Consider the following 20,765-nt stretch of genomic DNA (forward strand, 5'->3'; position numbering starts at 1 on the left):
GTGGGGTTGCATCCGCTACATGGCTGACGTTGCGTTGGTCACGCTACTCAGCATGCCAGATCCGTCGCGCCCCGCCGGGCGATCTCGGTACGTCAGCGGTTAGCGGCCCGGCAGCCGGTTCCTGAGTCGCGAACCCCATCGCCGACGCGTTTCCGGCTGCGCCGGGGTCGTTTCGGCGGACCCCTCGGCGGTCGGTTCTCCTGAGTCGGCCTCGGTGACCGCCGTCGAGTCGGCGTCGGCCGCTTCGGCTTCTGCCGGTTCGGCTATTTCGCCTGTTTCGCCTGTTTCGGCTGTTTCGGCTGTTTCGGCGGTTTCGGCGGCGGGTTCGTCTCCCGAATCCTCGGCGGCGGGCTCGTCTTCCGAATCCTCGGCGGCGGGCTCGTCTTGCGTCACCGCTTCCGCTTCCGGCTCGGCCTCTTCCGTGTCGGCCACCGGCTCGGCCTCGAGCGCGTCCGCCTCGGGTTCCTCGGCTTCCGAATCCTGTTCTGTGGCCTCGGTTTCCGACTCCCCGGCTTCCGGTTCTTCCGATTCGGCTTCCGGCTCCCCGGCTTCCGGTTCTTCCGATTCGGCTTGGGGCTCCTCGGCTTCCGCTTCTTCCGATTCGGCTTCGGGCTCTTTGGTTTCGGCTTGGGGCTCTTCGGTTTCGGCTTCCGCCTCGGGTTCCGGTTCTTCGGCTTCGGGCTCTTCGGTTTCGGATTCAACCTCGGAACCCTCGGGCTCCTCGGCCTCGCCGGGCTGAGCCGCGGCGGCCGGCTGCGCCGCGTCCGCTTCCGATTCGTCGGCTTCCGCGTCGGCGGTGGTGGTGGTGTCGGAAGCCTCCGTCGTCTCCGCAAAGCCCGTCGGCGCATCCGCGGCGGGGGCGGCCGCGCCCGCCGCTGCCGTCGCTGCGGCCACCGTCGCGGGCTCCTCCTGCGACTCGTCTTCGGCCGCTTCCTCGTCGAGGTATCGGTTGCCGCGCAGGCTCTCGGGGTCTTCGCGGCCCTTGGGCGCCGCCATCAGATACACCACGGCCCCGATGAACACGAAAGTCGATGTGAACGAGTTGATCCGGATGCCGGCGATGTGGGTGGCGGTGTCGTCGCGCAGCAGCTCGACACAGAACCGCCCCACGCAGTAGCCCGCCACGTACAGAGCGAACAGCCGACCGTGGCCCAGCGTGAAGCGACGGTCGGCATAGATCAGTGCGACGAAAATCAGGACATTCCAGATCAATTCGTACAGAAACGTCGGCTGCACCACGAATGCGATCTGACCCGTCGAGATGCCGTCCAGGGAATGCGGGTCGATGTATCCCGAGGGGTCTCGGCGGTAGAAGATCTCCAGGCCCCACGGCAGCGTGGTCTCGCGGCCGTAGAGTTCCTGGTTGAAGTAGTTGCCGAGCCGACCGATGGCCTGCGCCAGAATGATTCCGGGGGCCAGCGCGTCGGCGAAGGCCGGCAGGGGAATCCCGTGCCGGCGGCAGCCGATCCAGGCGCCGACGCCACCGAGCGCCACCGCGCCCCAGATGCCCAGGCCGCCGTCCCAGATCCGCAGAGCCGCCCCGAGTCCCGCGCCGCCGGGACCCCAATAGGTTCGCCAGTCGGTGGCCAGATGGTAGAGCCGGCCGCCGATCAACCCGAACGGCACCGTCCACAGCGCGATGTCGTAGATCACGCCGCGCTCGCCGCCGCGGGCTTCCCAGCGCCGGTCACCGATCAGCAGTGCGGCCACGATGCCGGCGATGATGCACAGCGCGTAGGCCCGGATGGGCAGCGGCCCGAGGTGCCACACGCCCTGCGGCGGACTCGGAAAATAGGCCAGCAGCGTCGTCACGAGGCGGCCGCCCTCTGACGAACGCCGGCGGCGAGTTCCTCAGTGAGCGCACGCAATGCAGTCAACCCCCCGTCCCCAAGTGCCGACACCAGCGCGGACCCGACAATGACACCGTCGGCGTAGCTGCCGATCTGGGCGGCCTGCTCTCGCGACCGCACCCCCAGACCCACACCGACGGGTATGTCGGCTACCTCCTTGACCCTGCTGACCAACTCGGGCGCGGCGTTGGACACGACGTCACGCGCCCCCGTCACGCCCATCGTGGAAGCCGCGTAGACGAATCCGCGCGACGCCTCGACGGTCATTGCCAACCGCTGCGGCGTCGAGGACGGGGCCACCAGAAAGATCCGGTCCAGCCAATGCTCGTCGGACGCCGCCAACCACTGACCGGCTTCATCGGGGATGAGATCGGGCGTGATCAGACCGAACCCGCCCGCCGATGCCAGATCGCGAGCGAACGCGTCAACCCCGTAGCGCAACACGGGGTTCCAGTAGGTCATCACCACCGCGTGCCCCCCGGCGGCGCTGATCGCCTCAACCGCGGCCAGCGTGTCCCGGACGCGAACTCCGCCGTGCAGGGCGGTCTCGGTGGCCTTGGCGATGGTCGGGCCATCCATGCCGGGATCCGAATAAGGAACCCCGACCTCGATGATGTCGCAACCCGATTCCACCAATGCGATCATGCCGTTGACCGACGTCGGCACGTCGGGGTAACCGGTGGGCAGATATCCGATCAGCGCCGCGCGATTGTCTGCGCGACAGCCACTGAAGATCGACTCGAGCCTGCCCGCTTCGATGTGTTTGACCGTCATTGATCGCTGGACCCCATCAGCCCGAACCACTTCGCGGCCGTCTCGACGTCCTTATCGCCGCGCCCGGACAGGTTCACCACGATGATCGCGCCCTGCCCCAGTTCGGGGCCCAGTTTCAGCGCACCGGCCACGGCGTGCGCGGATTCGATGGCCGGGATGATGCCCTCCGTCCGACACAGTACGCGAAACGCATCCATCGCCTCCGAGTCCGTGATCGGCCGGTATTCGGCACGCCCGGTCTCGCGCAGATACGCATGCTCTGGACCCACCCCCGGGTAATCGAGACCCGCTGAGATGGAATGAGATTCGATGGTCTGACCGTCCTCGTCCTGCAGCAGATACGAGAACGATCCCTGAAACGCACCCGGGGAGCCGCCGGTGAAGGTCGCGGCGTGCCTTCCGGTTTCGACACCGTCGCCGGCCGCCTCGAATCCGACCAGCCGCACGCCCGGATCATCGATGAACGGATGGAAGATGCCGATGGCGTTGGAACCGCCGCCGATACAGGCCACCACCGCGTCGGGTAACCGGCCCGCCTGGGCCTGGATCTGGGCGCGCGCCTCGAGCCCGATGATCCGCTGAAAGTCGCGCACCATGGCGGGAAAGGGATGCGGGCCGGCCGCGGTGCCGAAGCAGTAGAACGTGTTGTCCGCGTTGGTAACCCAATCCCGAAACGCCTCGTTGATGGCATCCTTGAGGGTCTTCGAGCCGCTTTCTACCGAGACGACCGTCGCTCCCAGAAGGCGCATCCGCGCCACATTGAGCGCCTGGCGCTCGGTGTCCACCGCGCCCATGTAGATCACGCACTCCAGGCCGAGCAAGGCACACGCGGTGGCGGTCGCCACGCCGTGCTGACCGGCCCCGGTCTCGGCGATCACCCGCTTCTTGCCCATCCGGCGGGCCAGCAGCGCCTGACCGAGCACATTGTTGATCTTGTGAGAACCGGTGTGGTTCAAGTCTTCTCGTTTGAGAAAGACGCGCGCGCCGGCCTGTTCGGACAGGCGCCGGGCCTCGTACAGGGGCGACGGGCGGCCGGCGTAGTTCGCTTGCAGATGATCCAGGGTGTCCAGGAAATCCTGGTTGACGCGTTCCTTCTCGTACGCGGCGGTGACCTCTTCGATCACGGCCATCAAGGCCTCGGCGACATAGCGGCCGCCGTACACGCCGAAGTGGCCACCGGCATCGGGTTCGTGACGGGTGGGTTCGGCGATGGCTGCGCTGGGGAGCGGCAGATCCGGGCGGGACCGGGAGGAGAGGTCCACCATCACCAAGACTCTAAACGGGGATGGCTCATGGGTTCACCGTTTCAGCGCTGGGGATCTTCAGTGACGTAGTGACTAGCGAGCCGGTTTCGGACAGGACGGATGGGTGCCCGCGGTGACCAGGTCGGCAACCGCGGCGCGGGGGTCACCACTTTTGACCAGGCCTTCGCCGACCAACACGGCGTCGGCGCCCGCACCGGCGTACGCCAGCAGGTCGCCGGTACCGCGCACACCGGATTCGGCGATCCTGATCACGTTGCTGGGCAGCCCGGGGGCGATGCGCGCGAAGCAATCCCGGTCCACCTCCAGTGTCGCCAGATCGCGGGCGTTGACGCCGATTACCTTGGCCCCGGCCTTGAGTGCCCGGTCGGCCTCTTCTTCGGTGTGCACCTCGACGAGCGCCGTCATGCCCAGCGATTCGGTGCGGTCCAGCATCGACACCAACGCCGACTGCTCCAGCGCGGCGACGATGAGCAGCAGCATGTCGGCGCCGTGCGCACGCGCTTCGTGGATCTGATAGGGCTGCACCACAAAGTCTTTGCGCAGAATCGGAATCGAGACCGCCGCGCGCACCGCGTCCAGGTCGTCGAGCGAGCCGTGGAAACGTCGCTCCTCGGTCAACACGCTGATGATGCGGGCGCCACCGTCTTCGTAGGCCCGGGCGAGTTTGGCCGGATCGGCAATGGTCGCCAGGGAACCCGCCGACGGGCTGGCGCGCTTGACTTCCGCAATCACGCCGATTCCGGGCTCGCGCAGGGCGGCCATCACATCGCGTGGCGGCGGCGCGGCCGCCGCGGCGGCTTTGATCTCGGACAGGCTGATGAGCGCTTCGCGCGCGGCAACGTCGGCCCGGACTCCCTCGAGGATGGAGTCAAGCACGGTTGCCGGACTCATGCCTGTCGTTTCCCTTCGCCCTGTCGTCCGCTGTCATCCCACGGCCACTGCGTTGTCCCGAACCGATTGCGACGACGTGAATGAAGGGTAGCGGCACACGGCTTGCGACCCGTCACCGACCCTCGGTGTCAGACTCGCTGGGCCGATCGGTCGGGTCGCGTCCCTCGTCAAGCGCGTCCCAGATCATCCGCTCCGACATTCCCGGCGTCTCCGGCTCCTCCAGCATCGCCCCATCGGCCGCTTCGCGTCGCACAATCGACCGGCGCGTCGCCGGCGCCGAGTACTTTATTGCGCTGGACCGGGCCGACCCCGAGTCCGACGCGGACCGCATCAGCAGGACGGCGGCGATCAGCGTGCACGCCGCGCCGGCCACCGTGACGCCCGCACCCCAGTACCGCCGCTCGCTGCCCACCAGCGACATCACCGAGATGTGCGCCAGCTCGGCGCCGCGGAACGCCACATCGGGCAGCGCCCACAGGCTGATCCCGAGGTAGCCGACCGCCAGGCTGACCAGCGCCAGCAGACCCGCCAGCACGCGCAGCCGCCAGCCCCGCACGGCGAGGGCGGCGACGGCCCCGGCCAGCAGGAGCAACGCCAACGGCAGCAGCGCCGTCGACCACGCCGCCCCGGCCAAGGTCACCTGTTTGGGTGGTCCCAGCCCGTCGAACGACCGGATGACCACCCACGGCAGGCGCGAGGCCGCCCACAACGTCCCTGCAGCCACCACCAGCAGCAGCTGGGCAATCCGGATCAGCCACCGGCCGGTCGGCCGGCGGGTGTCCGCGCCGGCCTCACTCATCGCCGCTGGGACCGGGTTCGGTCAGCGTCTCGGCGGCGGCGATCGCGCTGAGCACGGCACGCGCCTTATTGGTGGCCTCGGTGTACTCGTAGGGGCCGTTGGAATCCGCCACCACCCCACCGCCGGATTGCACGTAGGCGGTGCCGTCGCGCATCACCGCGGTGCGGATGGCGATCGCGAAGTCGGCGTTGCCGGCGAAGTCCAGGTAGCCGACCACGCCGCCGTACAGGCCGCGGCGGGTCTTCTCCACCTCTTCGATCAGCTCCATGGCGCGGACCTTGGGCGCACCCGACAGCGTGCCGGCCGGAAAGCAGGCCGTCACCGCATCGAGCGCGGTGTGGCCGTCGGCGAGCACGCCGGTCACCGTCGACACCAGGTGCATCACGTGGCTATAGCGTTCGATGTGGCTGTAGTCCTCCACCCGCACCGTGCCCGGCGCGCAGACCCGACCCAGATCGTTGCGGCCCAGGTCGACCAGCATCAGGTGCTCGGCGCGCTCCTTGTCGTCGGCCAACAGCTCCTTTTCCAGCAGCTGGTCCTCTTCGTCGGTGTCTCCGCGCCACCGCGTTCCGGCGATCGGATGGGTGGTCGCGGTGCCGTCGGCGACGGTGACCAGCGCCTCCGGACTGGACCCGACGATCGAAAAGTCAGTTCCCCCAGCGTCATTCGGCACACGCAATAGATACATATAGGGGCTCGGGTTGGTGACCCGCAACATCCGGTACACGTCGAGCGGATCGACATGGGTGTCCATCTCGAACCGTTGCGAGGGCACCACCTGGAAGGCCTCACCCGCGGCGATCTGCTCGACCAGGTAGTCGACGATCTTGCCGTACTCCTCGACGCTGCGTTGCGCGCGGTAACGCGGTTCCGGCCGCTCGAACGTGCCGATTGTGGACCGCAACGGCTGGCCCAGCGCCGCGGTCATCACGTCCAGGCGGGCGATCGCGTCGTCGTAGGCCTCGTCGACCCGCTCGTCGGTCCCGTTCCAGTTCACCGCGTTGGCGATCAGCGTGATGGTGCCCTCGTGATGATCGACCGCGGCGAGGTCGGTGGCCAGCAGCAGCAACATGTCGGGCAGCTTGAGGTCGTCGACGGCCAGTTCGGGCAGCCGTTCCAGGCGCCGGACCATGTCGTAGGCGAAGAACCCGACCATGCCACCCGACAGCGGCGGCAGCCCCGGCAGCGGGCCGGTGGCCAGCAGTTCCAGGGTGGCGCGCAGCGCTTGCAGCGGGTCGCCCCCGGTCGGCGCGTCCTGCGGCACCACGCCCAGCCAGACTGCTTCACCGTCGCGCACGGTCAGCGCCGACGGCGCCCCCGCGCCGATGAACGACCACCGCGACCAGGAACGGCCGTGCTCGGCCGACTCCAGCAGGAATGTTCCCGGCCGGTTGCCGGCGAGTTTGCGGTAGGCCGACAACGGCGTCTCACTGTCGGCCAGCACCTTGCGGGTCACCGGCACCACACGGTGCTCGGCTGCCAGCTGGCGGAATTCCTCTCGTGAGGTCGTCGCGGCGAGGTGGGCGTGCACCGAATCATCCTCCCAGACGCGTTGAACCCAGCCGCGAGCGTAACGCCACGACGATTCTCGGTCCGGAAATTCGCCGCGAGGTTGCGCTCGGCGACTTCGTGCTGGGCCTTCCGGCGTAGCGTGTCCGCCATGAAACGTGGTGACACCGTCGCGGATTTCGAACTGCCCGATCAGACCGGGACCCCGCGCAAGCTCAGCGAACTGCTTTCCGGCGGGCCGGTGGTGTTGTTCTTCTACCCGGCCGCGATGACCCCCGGCTGCACCAAGGAAGCATGCCACTTTCGCGATCTGGCCGCCGAATTCGCGGCGGTCGGGGCCAACCGGGTCGGTATCAGCGCCGACGCCGTGCCGAAGCAGGCCAAGTTCGCCGACCTGCAGAACTTCGACTACCCGCTGCTGTCGGACTCCGACGGCACCGTCGCCACCCAATTCGGCGTCAAGCGCGGCCTGCTCGGCAAGCTGATGCCGGTCAAGCGCACGACGTTCGTCATCGACACCGACCGCACGGTGCTCGACGTGATCTCCAGCGAGTTCAACATGGACAGCCACGCCGACAAGGCGCTGGCGACGCTGCGCGCCCGGGCGTGACCGTCAGGGGCTGATGGCCAGGAACACATAAGCGGCCAGCAGCACCAGATGCACCTCGCCCTGCAACCGGGTGGCCCGGCCGGGCACCACCGTCAGCATGCTGATCACCACGGTCAGGGCGAGCAGCACCAGCTGGGTGGGGCCGAGACCCAGCGCCAGCGGCCCCTTGAGCCACACCGACGCCAGCGCGATCGCCGGGATGGTCAGCCCGATGCTGGCCAGCGCGGAGCCGTAGGCCAGGTTCAGGCTGATCTGGATGTGGCCCTGCCGCGCGGCGCGCACCGCCGCGAGGGTCTCGGGCAGCAGCACCAGTGCGGCGATCACCACACCGACGAAGGTCTGCGGCAAGCCCGCCGCGGTGACCGCGTGCTCGACGGCCGGCGCTTCCTCCTCGGCCAGGCCGACCACCGCCACCAGCGCGCCCAGCATCAGCCCCAGGCTGATCAGCGCCGCCCGGCCGGTGGGCGGGTCGGCGTGGCTTTCGTCCTCGAAGAGGCGTTTTTGGCCCTTCTGGGCGATCGGCAGAAAGAAGTCGCGATGCCGCACCGTCTGGGTGAACACGAAAAGCAGATACAGCAGCAGCGAGGCGACCGCGGCGAAGGCGAGCTGGCCGGGCGAGAACTCATTGCCCGGCTGGCTGGTGGTGAACGTGGGTAGCACCAGGCTCAACGTCGCCAGGGTGGTCAGCGTGGCCAGCGCGGCACCGCTGCCCTCGGCGTTGAACAGCGTCACGCCGTAGCGCCGCGAACCGAGCAGCAGCGACAACCCGGCGATGCCGTTGGTGGTGATCATCACCGCCGCGAAGGCGGTGTCCCTGGCCAGCGTCGCCGCCTCGTTGCCCCCGGTCGCCATCAGCTCGACGATCAGGGCCAGCTCGATGACGGTCACCGCCGCCGCGAGCACCAGCGACCCGAACGGCTCGCCGACCCGGTGCGCGACCACCTCGGCGTGATGCACCGCGGCCACCACCGCGCCGACGAGAAACACCGCGGCCAGCCCGACCAGTACCGGCCCCAGCCGCTCGCCCCAGATCAATGCCAGCACGACCAGGGCAAGCACCGGCACAACGACGTTCCAGGACAACCATTTCGACATTGACCGCCATTCTTGTCGAAGTGGTGCGGCTACGGGTGTGAAGTGACCCTGGACACGCCCGGCCACGCTTGCCCGGTCACCCAGCGCCGCTGCCCGGACCGACTAGGCGGGCGATAACCGGTTGCGGCCGTGACGGGTCAGCGCTCCGGTGCCAGCAGCACGTCGGCGTCGAAGCAGCTGTGGTCGCCGGTGTGGCAGGCGCCGCCAACCTGGTCGACCGTCAGCAGCACGGTGTCGCCGTCGCAGTCCAGCCGCACCGAGTGGACGTATTGGGTGTGTCCGGACGTCGCCCCCTTGATCCACTGCTCCCCGCGGGACCGCGAATAATAGGTCGCCTCACGGGTTTCCAGGGTTCGGGCCAGCGCCGCGTCGTCCATCCAGGCGACCATCAGCACGTCACCGCTGCCGCGCTCCTGCACGACGGCGGTGAACAGTCCGTCGGCATTGCGCTTCAGTCGCGCGGCGATCCGCGGGTCCAGTGTCACCGTACGGTGATCCCTTCCGCGGCCATGGCGGCCTTCACCTGACCGATGGTCAGCTCCCGGAAGTGGAACACGCTGGCCGCCAGCACCGCGTCGGCGCCGGCCGCGATCGCGGGCGCGAAGTGTTCGGCCGCCCCGGCGCCGCCGCTGGCGATGACCGGCACCGTCACCGCCGACCGCACCGCCTGCAGCATCTCCAGGTCGAATCCAGCCTTGGTGCCGTCGGCATCCATCGAGTTCAGCAGGATCTCCCCTACCCCCAAATCGGCTCCGCGCGAAGCCCACTCGACCGCGTCCAGCCCGGTGCCGCGCCGCCCGCCATGGGTGGTGACCTCCCACCCGGACGGTGTCGGCACCGCGCCCGGCGGCACGGTGCGGGCGTCGACGGACAGCACGATGCACTGAGAGCCGAACTGCCGCGCCATCTCGGCGAGCAGCTCGGGCCGGGCGATCGCGGCGGTGTTGATGGAGACCTTGTCGGCCCCCGCACGCAGCAACACGTCGACGTCGGCCACGGTACGCACCCCGCCGCCGACGGTGAGCGGAATGAAGACCTGCTCGGCGGTGCGGCGCACCACATCGAGCATGGTGGCCCGTCCCGACGACGATGCGGTCACATCGAGGAAGGTCAGCTCGTCCGCGCCTTCGGCGTCGTAGGCGGCCGCGAGTTCCACCGGATCGCCCGCGTCCCGCAGGTTTTCGAAGTTGACACCCTTGACCACCCGGCCGCCGTCGACGTCCAGGCACGGGATCACACGCACCGCAAGGCTGTTGGGATTCGGGGGCATCTCAGTAATCCTCCGGTCGGCCGGTGGCACGCAGGATCTTCAGGATCTCGGCGTGCGCGGCCGGACCCGCCGCCACCGCGGAATCCGACGCGGGGGTCCACGGCTCACCGGCCAGGTCGGTGACGACCCCGCCGGCCGCTTGGACCAAAGCGACCCCGGCGGCGTGGTCCCACACGTGGCCGCCGAAACTTATTGCCGCACCAAGTATTCCGTCAGCGACGAAGGCGAGGTCGAGGCCGGTGGAGCCGTGCATGCGCAGCCGCGACGAGACCCGGCTGAGGTTCTCCAGCAGCGCGATCCGATAGCGTCCCGGGAAGCGGCCGCGCGCGTCCGCGCTGAACGACCCGACGCCGACCAGGGCGTCGGCCAGGTCGATGGAAGTCAGCGGCGGCTGCGACACCCCGTTCTTGAGCAGCGGACCGCCCGCCACCGCCGTATAGCGCTGGTTCATGAACGGCAGCCAGGTCAATCCGGCCACCGGATCACCGTGATGCAGCAGGCCCAGCAGGATGCCCGCCATCGGTGATCCCGCCGCGTAGTTGAACGTGCCGTCGACGGGATCCAGTACCCACACCCATGCGGAGTCGACGGCCGAACCGCCGAATTCCTCGCCGTGCACCCCGATCCCGGTGGCCTCGCCGAGCGCGGCCACCACCTGCCGCTCGATCGCCAGGTCGACGTCGGTGGCAAAGTCGTTGCCCTTCTTGCGGACCGCGGAGTCGGCGCGGTGACCGGCAAGGAACGGTTCGACCGCATCGTCGAGGATCGCCGACGCCTGCGCCACCAACCCGTGCACGTCCATACCGGGGCTACTCCGCCACCGCGGCCAGCGCCTGCGGCAAGGTGAACCGCCCCGCGTAGAGGGCCTTCCCGACGATGGCGCCCTCGACCCCACGGTCGGTGAGGGTGGCGATCGCCCGCAGGTCGTCCAGGCTGGACACGCCGCCGGAGGCGATCACCGGGGCGTCGGTGCGGCCGGCGACGGCCGCCAGCAGGTCCAGGTTCGGGCCACCCAGCGTGCCGTCCTTGGTCACGTCGGTCACGACGAACCGCGAACACCCTTGCGTGTCAAGGCGTTCCAGCACCTCCCACAGGTCGCCCCCGTCGGTTTCCCAACCCCGGCCCCGCAGCCGGTGTTCACCATCGACGATCTGCACGTCCAGACCCACGGCGACCTTGTCGCCATGCTCGCTGATCGCGCGGGCGCACCACTGCGGGTTTTCCAGGGCGGCCGTGCCCAGGTTCACCCGGGCGCAGCCGGTGGCCAGGGCGGCGGCCAGGGAATCGTCGTCGCGGATCCCGCCGGACAGCTCCACCTGCACGTCCAGCTTGCCGACCACCTCGGCCAGCAGCTCGCGGTTGGAGCCGCGCCCGAACGCCGCGTCCAGGTCGACCAGATGGATCCATTCGGCGCCATCGCGCTGCCAGGTCAGCGCGGCATCCAGCGCCGAGCCGTATTCGGTTTCACTGCCCGCCTTGCCCTGCACCAGACGCACGGCGCGGCCGTCGACCACGTCGACCGCGGGCAACAAGATCAACACATTCCCTCCTGTGTGCCGAGAGTGCAACGAGTTACCCGCATCCCCGGTCGTTGCTTGGTAGAAAGCGTTTCCGCGAGGTCCTTCACAGTCCGCGGACCCAATTGCTCAACACGGCCGCGCCGGCGTCCCCGCTCTTCTCCGGATGAAACTGGGTGGCGGACAGCGGTCCGTCCTCGACCGCGGCCAGGAACGGGCCCTCGTGAGTGGCCCACGTCAGCACCGCGTCGGGCGAACCCTCCCACTGCTGCGCGGCGTAGGAGTGCACGAAGTAGAACCGGGTGTCGGCGTCGAGTCCCTTGAACAACACCGTGCCGGGCCCGGATTCGACGACGTTCCAGCCCATGTGTGGGATGACCGGCGCCTGCAGCCGCGTGACATAGCCGGGCCACTGCCCGCATCCCTCGGTCTCCACACTGAATTCAACGCCGCGGGCGAACAGGATCTGCATGCCGACACAGACGCCCAGTACCGGCCGACCGGCGGCGATCCGACCGGCGATGATGCGTTCGCCGCCGATGTTGCGCAGCCCGGTCATGCAGGCCTCGTAGGCACCGACGCCGGGCACCACCAGTCCGTCGGCCGCGGCCGCGGCATCGGCGTCGCCGGTCACCTCGACCGACGCACCGACCCGCTCGAGCGCACGCTGCGCCGACCGCAGGTTGCCCGAGCCGTAGTCGAGGACAACTACTTTTTTCGGCGTCACAGAACCCCTTTGGTGGACGGCACGTCCGAGACTCGCGGGTCGGACTCGACCGCCTGCCGCAGCGCACGGGCCACCGCCTTGTACTGCGCTTCGGTGATGTGGTGCGGGTCGCGCCCGTACAAGACGCGCACGTGCAGCGCGATGCGCGCGTTCATGGCCAGCGACTCGAACACGTGCCGGTTGATCACGGTGTGGTACGGCACCGAGTTGCCGGCAATAGTGGTGTGCTGCAAGTGATCCGGCTCTCCGCTGTGCACGCAGTAGGGCCGGCCGGACACGTCGACCGCTGCGTGCGCCAGCGTTTCGTCCATCGGGATGAAGGCGTCGCCGAACCGGCGGATGCCCCGTTTGTCGCCCAGGGCCTGCCCCAGCGCCTGCCCCAGCACGATGGCCGTGTCCTCGATGGTGTGGTGACCCTCGATTTCGACGTCGCCCTTGGTGCGCACGGTCAGGTCGAAGCTGGCATGACTGCCCAGGGCCGTGAGCATGTGGTCATAGAACGGCACACCGGTGTCGATGTCGACCTGGCCGGTGCCATCGAGGTCGAGTTCGATGACGATGTCGGATTCCTTGGTGCGGCGCTCGATTCGCGCTCGGCGGGTCGCGGTCGCTGTCACGGTGCTCCTAAACCATTGTCGCGACCCGCTTCGCCCGGCTCCGCCGCACTCGCGATCGCTCCTAAACCATTGTCGCGACCCGCTTCGCCCGGCTCCGCCGCACTCGCGATCGCTCCTAAACCATTGTCGCGACCCGCTTCGCCCGGCTCCGCCGCACTCGCGATCGCTCCTAAACCATTGTCGCGACCCGCTTCGCCCGGCTCCGCCGCACTCGCGATCGCTCCTAAACCATTGTCGCGACCCGCTTCGCCCGGCTTCGCCGCACTCGCGATCGCTCCTAAACCATTGTCGCGACCCGCTTCGCCCGGCTTCGCCGCACTCGCGATCGCTCCTAAACCATTGTCGCGACCCGCTTCGCCCGGCTTCGCCGCACTCGCGATCGCTCCTAAACCATTGTCGCGACCCGCTTCGCCCGGCTTCGCCGCACTCGCGATCGCTCCTAAAGGGGCGGAAGTAACTGGTGCCAGTTCGGTGGCGGCGATCTGGGCGCTGGCGCGCAGGAAGGCGTCGTTCTCCTCGGCCAGCCCGGTGGTGGCGCGCAGGTAGCCGGGGATCCCGACGTCGCGGATCAGCACGCCGGCGTCCAGATAGCGTTGCCAGGTGGCCGGCGCATCGGCGAACTCCCCGAACAGCACGAAGTTCGCGTCGCTGGGAATCACCCGAAAACCCATGCCCGTCAACGTGGTTGACACGCGTTCGCGTTCGGCGATCAGTGTCGCCACACTGCCCAGGGTGTCATCGGCGTGGCGCAGCGCGGCGCGCGCGGCGGCCTGGGTGAGCGAGGACAGGTGATACGGCAACCGCACCAGCAGCATCGCGTCGATCAGCGCCGGGGTGGCGATCAGGTAGCCTAACCGGCCGCCGGCGAAGGCGAACGCCTTGCTCATGGTGCGCGAGACGATGAGCCGCCTGGGATACTCCGCCACCAGCTCGACCGCGCTGGGTTGTGACGAGAATTCGCCGTAGGCCTCGTCGACGATCAAGATGCCGGGCACCACGTCGAGCAGCCGGCGCAGGTCGGACAGCGGAACACTCTGCCCGGACGGGTTGTTGGGGCTGGCGACGAACACCACATCGGGCCGGCGGTCGGTGATGGCGGCCACGGCGGCGTCGACGTCCAGGCTGAAGTCGCCGGCTCGAGCGGCCTGCAGCCATTCGGTGCGGGTGCCGTCGGAGATGATCGGGTGCATCGAGTAGGACGGGACAAACCCGATCGCGCTACGCCCCGGACCCCCGAACGCCTGCAGTAGCTGCTGCAGAATCTCGTTGGAACCGTTTGCCGCCCAGATGTTTTCGACTCCGAGCCGAACGCCGGTCTGGGCACGCAGGTAGGCGGCCAGGTCGGTTCGCAGGGCCACTGCGTCGCGGTCGGGGTAGCGATGCAGGTCGGCGGCCGCCTCGCCCACCGACCGCACCACGTCGTCCACCAGGGCGTGGGTGGGCGGGTGCGGGTTCTCGTTGGTGTTCAGCCGCACCGGAACGTCCAATTGCGGTGCGCCATAAGGCGATTTGCCGCGCAGATCGTCGCGCAGCGGCAGGTCGTCCAGCGTGGGCTCGGACTGTCCGGTCATCGCTCGAACCTCCGCCGTACCGCTTCGCCGTGCGACGGCAGGTCTTCGGCCTCGGCCAGCGCGATCACGTGCCCGGACACGTCTTTCAGCGCCGCCTCGGTGTAGTCGACGACGTGGATGCCGCGCAGGAACGTCTGCACGGACAGGCCGCTGGAATGCCGGGCGCTGCCCGCGGTCGGCAGCACGTGATTGGATCCGGCGCAGTAGTCGCCCAGGCTCACCGGCGCATACGGGCCGACGAAAATGGCTCCGGCCGAACAAATTCGGCCCGCCACGGCGGCAGCGTCGACGGTCTGGATCTCCAGGTGTTCGGCGGCGTAGGCGTTGACGACCTCGACCCCGGCGTCCAGGTCGTCGACCAGGATGATCGCGGATTGACGGCCGCCGAGCGCCGCCGTCACCCGTTCGCGGTGCACGGTCGTGCGCAGCTGGGCGGCCAGCTCCGCGTCGGTGGCGGCGGCCAGGTCCGCGCTGGGGGTGACCAGCACGCTGCCCGCCATCTCGTCGTGCTCGGCCTGGCTAATCAGGTCGGCCGCCACGTGCGCCGGGTCCGCGGTGTGGTCGGCCAGGATCGCGATCTCGGTCGGGCCAGCCTCGGCGTCGATCCCGACCCGCGACCGGCACAGCCGCTTGGCGGCGGTGACGTAGATGTTGCCGGGCCCGGTGATCATGTCGACGGGCGCCAGCTCGCCGCCGTCGAGGTCGGTGCCGCCGTAGGCCAGCAACGCCACCGCCTGCGCGCCGCCCACGGCCCACACCTCCTCGACCCCCAGCAGCCGGGCGGCGGCCAGGATGGTCGGGTGCGGCAGGCCGTCGAACTGGGCCTGCGGCGGGCTCGCCACCACCAGCGACGCGACGCCGGCGGCCTGGGCCGGCACGACGTTCATCACCACGCTGGACGGGTAGACGGCGTTGCCGCCGGGCACATAGAGGCCCACCCGGTCGACGGGAACCCATCGCTCGGTGACGGTCGCGCCCGGGCCGAGAGTGGTCGTGACGTCGGTGCGACGCTGGTCGGCGTGCACGGCGCGGGTGCGTTCGATCATCACCCGCAGCGCGTCGGCAACTCCTGCGTCCAGTTCGGCCAGGGCCTTCTCGAGCGCCGCAGCGGGAACCCGGACGGCCGGGGGGCGCACCCCGTCGAACGCGGCGCCGAACTCCAAGGCGGCCTCGGCGCCGCGCTCGGCAACGGCCTGCACGATCGGCCGGACCTTGGGCAGCACCGTCTCGACGTCGGCGCCGCCGCGGGGCAGCGCCGCCCGCAATCGGGCAGCCGTCAGCTCGGCGCCCCGCAGGTCGATACGGGCCATCGGCGACGGTTCGGTGGTGCTCACGGTGTCCATTGTCCCAGAGGAACTCAAGTCGATATTCGACCGGTACAGTGCCGGTATCGAGGCCCTACCCCGTGTTGTCGACCCAGGGAGTCGCCATGTCCACCAAGGATCACCCCAACAACGCCCCGGGCGTCCCGATGGTCTTCCCGCCCTGGTTTGAGCGTTTTCAGATCAAGTACTTCAACCCGGCGCTCAAACCGATCGTGCGATACCTGCCCGGGACCGCGACCATCAAGCATCGTGGCCGCACCTCCGGTAAGCCCTACGAGACCATCGTGACCACCTACCGCAAGGGCAACACCCTGGCGATCGCGCTGGGCCACGGTAAGACGAACTGGGTGAAGAACGTGCTGGCCGCCGGCGAGGCGGACGTGGAGTTCAGCCGTAACCGGACGGCGCATCTGATCAACCCGCGGATTCTGCCGGCGGGGTCCGACGGCGACGGTCTGCCGGCGATGGCTCGCCTGCAGCTGCGCCGGATCGGGGTTTTCGTCGCCGACATCGCCTGAGGCGCGTTGAGTGTGCACCCGTGGCGCCAGGTGTGCCTCCACGGCGGCGACACGCCGGGCGGTTTCCAGCCCACGATGCACACCGAAGGCCGTGGCTTCACACTCAACACCAAGGCGCAGGCGGGGCCGGCTACATATCGAGTCCGATGTCGAGCACACCGACCGAATGGGTCAGCGCGCCGACGGCCAGGTAGTCCACCCCGGTCGCGGCGTAAGCGGCCGCATTCTCCAGGCTGAGCCCGCCCGAGGACTCGAGCAGCACGGCGGGTGCGCGCGCGTCGCGGCGCTGCACGGCCATCTGCGTCTGCCACACCGGGAAGTTGTCCAGCAGCACCAGCTCGGGCTTCTCGGGCAACACCTCATCCAGTTGCTCGAGTGAATCCACTTCCACCTCGCACGGCAGGTCCGGGGCCGCCTCGCGCACGGCCCGCAGCGCGTCGACCACCGATCCCGCGGCCACCACGTGGTTGTCCTTGATCAGCGCCGCATCGCCGAGCCCCAGGCGGTGGTTCACCCCGCCGCCGACCCGGACCGCGTATTTCTGCAAGACGCGCAGGCCGGGCAGCGTCTTGCGGGTATCGCGCACCCGCGCTTTGGTGCCGTGCACGGCGTCCACCCAGTGCGCCGTCGCGGTGGCGATCCCGGACAGGTGGCAGATCAGGTTCAGCATGGTCCGCTCGGCGGTCAACAGGCCGCGGGTCTCGGCGCGCAGCGTCAGCACCGGCTGGCCCGGCTGCAGGTGGGCGCCGTCCTCGACGCGGTCGAGCACCTCGTAGCCCCGGGCACCGAGCACCTCGTCGAGCACCAGCAGGGCGATGTCGACGCCGGCGATCACGCCGGGCTGGCGCGGCACCATGGACGCCGTCGCCACCGCCTCGGCGGGCACGGTCGCCAGGGTGGTGATGTCGGGTCCGTAGCGCAGGTCCTCGACCAGGCCGCGCTTGATGGTCTCGCGCGCGGCGGTCAGCTCGCAGTCGGACATCGTGGTCATACGACCGCCGCCAACGCCTCCACCAGCACCGCGCTCTGGTCGTCGGCCAGGCGCAGCACGTTGCTGCGCCCCAGTTCCGATGCGGTCTGCGGATATTCCTCGCGATGGTGGCAGCCACGACTCTCGGTGCGGGCCAGGGCGGCGGCCGTCACCGCGCGGGCGGCCACGGCCAGCGCGACGTCCTCGAAGTCGCGGCGGCCGGAGACCGGGCGGATCGGCGCCTGCGACAGCTTGGTGGACAGCCCGATGAGCCCGGCGGCGTCGCGCACCACCGACGCGTCCCGGCTCATCGCGCGCTGCAGTTCGGTGCGGCCGGGGGCGGTGTGGACGACCGGCTCGGGCGCGACCGCGCGCACCCGCCCGGTCGCCGCCGCATGCGCGGCCGCCAGCTTGCCGGCCCGCCCGCCGACCACCAAACCTTCCAGCAGGCTGTTGGACGCCAGCCGGTTGGCACCGTGCAGTCCGGTGCGCGCCACTTCGCCCGCGGCGAATAACCCGGGCAGTTCGGTTTGGCCGTACACATCAGTGACGATGCCGCCGCAGCTGTAATGTGCCCCGGGCACAACGGGAATCGGTTGCCGGACGGGATCGATCCCGGCGGCCCGGCAGGCGGCCGTCACCGTCGGGAACCGGTTGGCGAAGTCGCCGATGTGGCGCGCATCGAGGAAGACGCAGGCATCGCCGGTGGCCTTCAGGCGCGCGTCGATGGCCCCGGCGACGACGTCGCGGGGGGCCAGATCGCCCATCGGATGAACACCGGAAGTCACCGAATCACCTTGCCGGTCAATCAGTTTCGCGCCTTCACCGCGGATCGCCTCGGTCACCAGCGGGCGCCGCCCGGTGGCGGCCCCGGGGGCGAAGAGCATGGTCGGGTGGAACTGGATGAACTCGAGATCACTGACCGCGACGCCGGCCCACAAGCCCAACGCGATGCCGTCGCCGGTGGAGCCCTCAGGGTTGGTGGTCGCCCCGTACAGCTGCCCGAGGCCGCCGGAGGCCAGGACCACCGCGGGCGCGCTGATGATTCCGCACCCGTCCGTGGTGCCCACCAGCACACCGGTCACCGCGGCGCCGTCGTGCAGAACCCGCAGCGCCACATGTCCGGTGCGAATGTCCAGCCTGCGAGCGGCGTGATCGAGGGCACGCTGCACCTCCGCGCCGGTGGCGTCGCCGCCGGCATGCACGATGCGCCGGCGGGAGTGTCCACCCTCGCGCGTCAGCGCCCACTTGCCCGGCGCTGATTCGTCGAATCGTGCTCCGTCGCCGACCAATTCGGCCACCGCCGCGTACCCGTCGGCGACAATCGAGTAGACGGCCTGGGGGTCGCACAGACCCGCGCCGGCGACCACGGTGTCGGCGACATGCGCCTCGACCGAGTCGTCGTTGTCGGGCAGCACCACCGCGATGCCGCCCTGCGCGTAGTGCGTCGCGGTGGCCCCGCGAGCCTGCTCGGCCTTGCTCAGCACGACGACGCTGCGGCCGGCGCGGTGGGCCGCCAGCGCGGCGGCCAACCCCGCGACGCCGGTGCCGATGACCACGACGTCGGCGCTGTGCCTCCATTGGGGTCCGGCGGTCACTCGCCACCGCCCGGCTGCCCGATTTCGATCATCCGCTGCACGCTGCGCCGGCCGGCGGCGGCGACGTCGGGATCGACATCGACTTCGTCGGCCCCCTCGACCAGGCAGCGCAGCAGCGCCGCCGGGGTGATCATTTTCATGAACTTGCAGGAGGCCCGGTCATTGACCGCGCGGAAGTCGACTTGCGGTGCGGCCCGGCGTAATTGGTACAGCATGCCGACCTCGGTGGCGACCAGCACCTTGCGGGCGTTGGTCTGGTTGGCGGCCTCCAGCATGCCGCCGGTGGACAGGATCTTCACCCGGTCCGGCGGGAAGGCGCCTTCCCCGGCGAGATACAGGGCCGAAGTGGCGCAACCACATTCGGGGTGCACAAACAGCTCGGCGTCAGGATTGGCGCGGGCCTGGTCGTTGAGTTCGTCGCCGTTGATCCCGGCGTGCACGTGGCATTCGCCCGCCCACACGTGCAGATTCTCGCGACCGGTCATCCGGCGGACATGGGCGCCCAGGAATTGGTCCGGGCAGAACAACACCTCGCGGTCGGGGTCGATGGATTCGACGACCTCGACCGCGTTGGACGAGGTGCAGCAGATGTCGGTGAGCGCCTTGACCGCCGCCGTCGTGTTGACGTAGGAGACGACGACCGCGCCGGGGTGCTCGTCCTTCCAGGCGCGCAACTCGTCGGCGGTGATGGAATCGGCCAGCGAGCAGCCCGCGCGCTGGTCCGGGATGAGCACGGTCTTGTCCGGGCTGAGGATCTTGGCGGTCTCGGCCATGAAGTGCACGCCGCAGAACACGATGGTGTCCTCGGGCGCCTCGGCGGCGATCCGCGACAGCGCCAGTGAGTCGCCCACGTGATCGGCGACTTCCTGGATCTCGGGCAGCTGATAGTTGTGCGCCAGCACCGTGGCGCCGCGCAGCTTGGCCAGGCGGCGAACCTCGGCGGCCCATTGCTGATCACCGGCGACACCGCCGTATCCGGTGGGTGAATCGGTGATCTCGGCGATCATGCTTTCGGCGAGCGTGTCCATGCGATTGATAACCGTCATGGCGGCTCCTTTCAGCCCAGGAGGTTTTCGACTTATAATCGAAAACATGGCCCATGGTAGCACCGCCCACGAAGTGCTCGCGGTCGTGTTCCAGGTTCGCAAGGTGACCGGACAGGTGACGACGGGACGCCACCCGGAGAAACCGCAGCTGAACGTGCTGTTATGGCAGCGCGCCAAGGATCCGCAACAGGGCAAGTGGTCGCTGCCGGGCGGCCAGCTGCGCAACGACGAGGACATGACCACCTCGGTTCGCCGCCAACTCGCCGAGAAGGTCGACCTCAAGGAGCTGGCCCATCTGGAACAGCTCGCGGTGTTCTCCGATCCACACCGGGTGCCTGGTACCCGCGTGATCGCCTCAACCTTCCTCGGCCTGGTGCCCTCCCCCGCCAGTCCCGAGCTCCCGCCGGACACCCGCTGGCATCCGGTGAACTCGCTGCCGCCGATGGCCTTCGACCACGGCCAGATGGTGGAGAACGCCCGCACCCGGCTGAACGCCAAGCTGTCCTACACCAACCTCGGCTTCGCGTTGGCGCCAAGGGAATTCGCGTTGTCGACGCTGCGCGACATCTACGGGGCGGCGCTGGGCTATCAGGTCGACGCGACCAACCTGCAGCGGGTGCTGGCGCGGCGCGGCGTGATCACGGCGACCGGCACCATCGCGCAATCCGGGCGCAGCGGCGGGCGTCCGGCGGCGCTGTACCGGTTCACCGACGCGGCGCTGCGGGTCACCGACGAGTTCGCCGCGCTCAGGCCGCCGGGGCTGCCAGGCTAGGCTGACGGAAAAGCTTCATCCGGCCGATGCGGGGGTATTCG

General features: G+C 69.3%; 20 protein-coding genes and 1 pseudogene. 3 read left to right on the forward strand and 18 right to left on the reverse strand.

Going from position 1 to position 20,765, the window contains the following annotated elements:
• Nucleotides 1-99 precede the first annotated feature (99 nt).
• From ACIUM1_RS03295 to ACIUM1_RS03320, 6 genes are all read right to left on the reverse strand, one after another.
• Entirely contained in the window at nt 100-1,812 is a 1,713-nt protein-coding gene (locus ACIUM1_RS03295) for a prolipoprotein diacylglyceryl transferase (protein WP_406815865.1), read from the reverse strand.
• A complete protein-coding gene (trpA, locus tag ACIUM1_RS03300) occupies nt 1,809-2,624 on the reverse strand; it encodes a tryptophan synthase subunit alpha (protein WP_406815866.1) in 816 nt (271 codons plus the stop codon). Before trpA ends, ACIUM1_RS03295 begins: the two co-directional genes overlap by 4 nt.
• Nucleotides 2,621-3,892 (reverse strand): tryptophan synthase subunit beta, encoded by a 1,272-nt coding sequence (gene trpB / locus ACIUM1_RS03305; protein ID WP_406815867.1) that lies wholly within the window; start codon nt 3,890-3,892, stop codon nt 2,621-2,623. The genes trpA and trpB overlap by 4 nt, the downstream gene beginning before the upstream one ends.
• A gap of 69 nt (nt 3,893-3,961) precedes the next feature.
• Nucleotides 3,962-4,780: an indole-3-glycerol phosphate synthase TrpC gene (gene trpC, locus ACIUM1_RS03310; protein ID WP_066989568.1), complete on the reverse strand. Its 819-nt coding sequence runs from the start codon at nt 4,778-4,780 to the stop codon at nt 3,962-3,964.
• A gap of 112 nt (nt 4,781-4,892) precedes the next feature.
• Nucleotides 4,893-5,579, reverse strand: a complete 687-nt coding sequence (locus tag ACIUM1_RS03315; protein WP_406815868.1) for a TIGR02234 family membrane protein — start codon at nt 5,577-5,579, stop codon at nt 4,893-4,895.
• A complete protein-coding gene (locus ACIUM1_RS03320) occupies nt 5,572-7,110 on the reverse strand; it encodes an anthranilate synthase component I (protein ID WP_406815869.1) in 1,539 nt (512 codons plus the stop codon). Before ACIUM1_RS03320 ends, ACIUM1_RS03315 begins: the two co-directional genes overlap by 8 nt.
• A 129-nt stretch (nt 7,111-7,239) precedes the next feature.
• On the opposite strand from ACIUM1_RS03320, the gene ACIUM1_RS03325 reads away from it, so the two are divergent.
• Complete coding sequence (locus tag ACIUM1_RS03325; RefSeq protein ID WP_406815870.1) at nt 7,240-7,698, forward strand: peroxiredoxin; 459 nt, start codon at nt 7,240-7,242, stop codon at nt 7,696-7,698.
• A 3-nt stretch (nt 7,699-7,701) separates the two neighbouring features.
• Here ACIUM1_RS03325 and ACIUM1_RS03330 read toward each other — a convergent pair whose 3' ends face one another.
• The 9 genes and pseudogenes from ACIUM1_RS03330 to hisD form a co-directional block, all read right to left on the reverse strand.
• Entirely contained in the window at nt 7,702-8,793 is a 1,092-nt protein-coding gene (locus tag ACIUM1_RS03330; RefSeq protein WP_406815871.1) for a calcium:proton antiporter, read from the reverse strand.
• Nucleotides 8,794-8,930: 137 nt separating this feature from the next.
• Nucleotides 8,931-9,278: a phosphoribosyl-AMP cyclohydrolase gene (hisI, locus tag ACIUM1_RS03335; protein WP_406815872.1), complete on the reverse strand. Its 348-nt coding sequence runs from the start codon at nt 9,276-9,278 to the stop codon at nt 8,931-8,933.
• Nucleotides 9,275-10,063 carry an imidazole glycerol phosphate synthase subunit HisF gene (hisF, locus tag ACIUM1_RS03340; RefSeq protein WP_406815873.1) on the reverse strand — a complete coding sequence of 263 codons (789 nt, stop codon included), beginning with the start codon at nt 10,061-10,063 and terminating at the stop codon, nt 9,275-9,277. Before hisF ends, hisI begins: the two co-directional genes overlap by 4 nt.
• Nucleotide 10,064: 1 nt before the next feature.
• Nucleotides 10,065-10,865, reverse strand: coding sequence for an inositol monophosphatase family protein (locus ACIUM1_RS03345; RefSeq protein WP_406815874.1), 801 nt, complete (start codon nt 10,863-10,865; stop codon nt 10,065-10,067).
• 7 nt (nt 10,866-10,872) lie between these two features.
• Nucleotides 10,873-11,604, reverse strand: coding sequence for a bifunctional 1-(5-phosphoribosyl)-5-((5-phosphoribosylamino)methylideneamino)imidazole-4-carboxamide isomerase/phosphoribosylanthranilate isomerase PriA (priA, locus tag ACIUM1_RS03350; RefSeq protein ID WP_406815875.1), 732 nt, complete (start codon nt 11,602-11,604; stop codon nt 10,873-10,875).
• 82 nt (nt 11,605-11,686) lie between these two features.
• The gene (hisH, locus tag ACIUM1_RS03355) at nt 11,687-12,307 is read right to left on the reverse strand and encodes an imidazole glycerol phosphate synthase subunit HisH (protein WP_406815876.1); all 621 of its coding nucleotides are present in this window, start codon (nt 12,305-12,307) and stop codon (nt 11,687-11,689) included.
• Nucleotides 12,304-12,924, reverse strand: a complete 621-nt coding sequence (gene hisB / locus ACIUM1_RS03360; RefSeq protein ID WP_406815877.1) for an imidazoleglycerol-phosphate dehydratase HisB — start codon at nt 12,922-12,924, stop codon at nt 12,304-12,306. The genes hisH and hisB overlap by 4 nt, the downstream gene beginning before the upstream one ends.
• Nucleotides 12,925-13,358: 434 nt before the next feature.
• Nucleotides 13,359-14,495, reverse strand: a pseudogene (locus ACIUM1_RS03365) (histidinol-phosphate transaminase); the annotation flags it as partial.
• Nucleotides 14,492-15,838: a histidinol dehydrogenase gene (hisD, locus tag ACIUM1_RS03370; RefSeq protein ID WP_406815878.1), complete on the reverse strand. Its 1,347-nt coding sequence runs from the start codon at nt 15,836-15,838 to the stop codon at nt 14,492-14,494. The pseudogene ACIUM1_RS03365 and the gene hisD, both read right to left, overlap by 4 nt.
• A gap of 86 nt (nt 15,839-15,924) precedes the next feature.
• Between hisD and ACIUM1_RS03375 the strand changes: the two genes are divergently transcribed.
• Entirely contained in the window at nt 15,925-16,338 is a 414-nt protein-coding gene (locus ACIUM1_RS03375) for a nitroreductase family deazaflavin-dependent oxidoreductase (protein WP_406815879.1), read from the forward strand.
• A 130-nt stretch (nt 16,339-16,468) separates the two neighbouring features.
• Here ACIUM1_RS03375 and nadC read toward each other — a convergent pair whose 3' ends face one another.
• Genes nadC through nadA form a run of 3 tightly spaced genes read right to left on the reverse strand, consistent with a single transcriptional unit; the run spans nt 16,469 to nt 19,952 of the window.
• Nucleotides 16,469-17,329, reverse strand: coding sequence for a carboxylating nicotinate-nucleotide diphosphorylase (gene nadC / locus ACIUM1_RS03380; RefSeq protein WP_406815880.1), 861 nt, complete (start codon nt 17,327-17,329; stop codon nt 16,469-16,471).
• Nucleotides 17,326-18,906 (reverse strand): L-aspartate oxidase, encoded by a 1,581-nt coding sequence (locus ACIUM1_RS03385; protein ID WP_406815881.1) that lies wholly within the window; start codon nt 18,904-18,906, stop codon nt 17,326-17,328. Before ACIUM1_RS03385 ends, nadC begins: the two co-directional genes overlap by 4 nt.
• Complete coding sequence (nadA, locus tag ACIUM1_RS03390) at nt 18,903-19,952, reverse strand: quinolinate synthase NadA (protein WP_406815882.1); 1,050 nt, start codon at nt 19,950-19,952, stop codon at nt 18,903-18,905. Before nadA ends, ACIUM1_RS03385 begins: the two co-directional genes overlap by 4 nt.
• Before the next feature lie 46 nt (nt 19,953-19,998).
• Between nadA and ACIUM1_RS03395 the strand changes: the two genes are divergently transcribed.
• Nucleotides 19,999-20,724: an NUDIX domain-containing protein gene (locus tag ACIUM1_RS03395; RefSeq protein WP_406815883.1), complete on the forward strand. Its 726-nt coding sequence runs from the start codon at nt 19,999-20,001 to the stop codon at nt 20,722-20,724.
• The last annotated feature ends 41 nt before the right edge of the window (nt 20,725-20,765 follow it).

This window comes from Mycobacterium sp. M23085, from assembly GCF_045343915.1.
In the GTDB taxonomy this organism is placed as follows: domain Bacteria; phylum Actinomycetota; class Actinomycetes; order Mycobacteriales; family Mycobacteriaceae; genus Mycobacterium.

Excerpts from the sequence above, each read along its gene's own strand:
- trpA (WP_406815866.1), bottom strand. The coding sequence starts at position 2,624 with ATGACGGTCAAACACATCGAAGCGGGCAGGCTCGAGTCGATCTTCAGT.
- trpC (WP_066989568.1), bottom strand. The coding sequence starts at position 4,780 with ATGAGTCCGGCAACCGTGCTTGACTCCATCCTCGAGGGAGTCCGGGCC.
- ACIUM1_RS03315 (WP_406815868.1), bottom strand. The coding sequence starts at position 5,579 with ATGAGTGAGGCCGGCGCGGACACCCGCCGGCCGACCGGCCGGTGGCTG.
- ACIUM1_RS03325 (WP_406815870.1), top strand. The coding sequence starts at position 7,240 with ATGAAACGTGGTGACACCGTCGCGGATTTCGAACTGCCCGATCAGACC.
- ACIUM1_RS03330 (WP_406815871.1), bottom strand. The coding sequence starts at position 8,793 with ATGTCGAAATGGTTGTCCTGGAACGTCGTTGTGCCGGTGCTTGCCCTG.
- hisF (WP_406815873.1), bottom strand. The coding sequence starts at position 10,063 with ATGCCCCCGAATCCCAACAGCCTTGCGGTGCGTGTGATCCCGTGCCTG.
- ACIUM1_RS03345 (WP_406815874.1), bottom strand. The coding sequence starts at position 10,865 with ATGGACGTGCACGGGTTGGTGGCGCAGGCGTCGGCGATCCTCGACGAT.
- hisD (WP_406815878.1), bottom strand. The coding sequence starts at position 15,838 with ATGGACACCGTGAGCACCACCGAACCGTCGCCGATGGCCCGTATCGAC.
- ACIUM1_RS03375 (WP_406815879.1), top strand. The coding sequence starts at position 15,925 with ATGTCCACCAAGGATCACCCCAACAACGCCCCGGGCGTCCCGATGGTC.
- nadC (WP_406815880.1), bottom strand. The coding sequence starts at position 17,329 with ATGACCACGATGTCCGACTGCGAGCTGACCGCCGCGCGCGAGACCATC.
- nadA (WP_406815882.1), bottom strand. The coding sequence starts at position 19,952 with ATGACGGTTATCAATCGCATGGACACGCTCGCCGAAAGCATGATCGCC.
- ACIUM1_RS03395 (WP_406815883.1), top strand. The coding sequence starts at position 19,999 with ATGGCCCATGGTAGCACCGCCCACGAAGTGCTCGCGGTCGTGTTCCAG.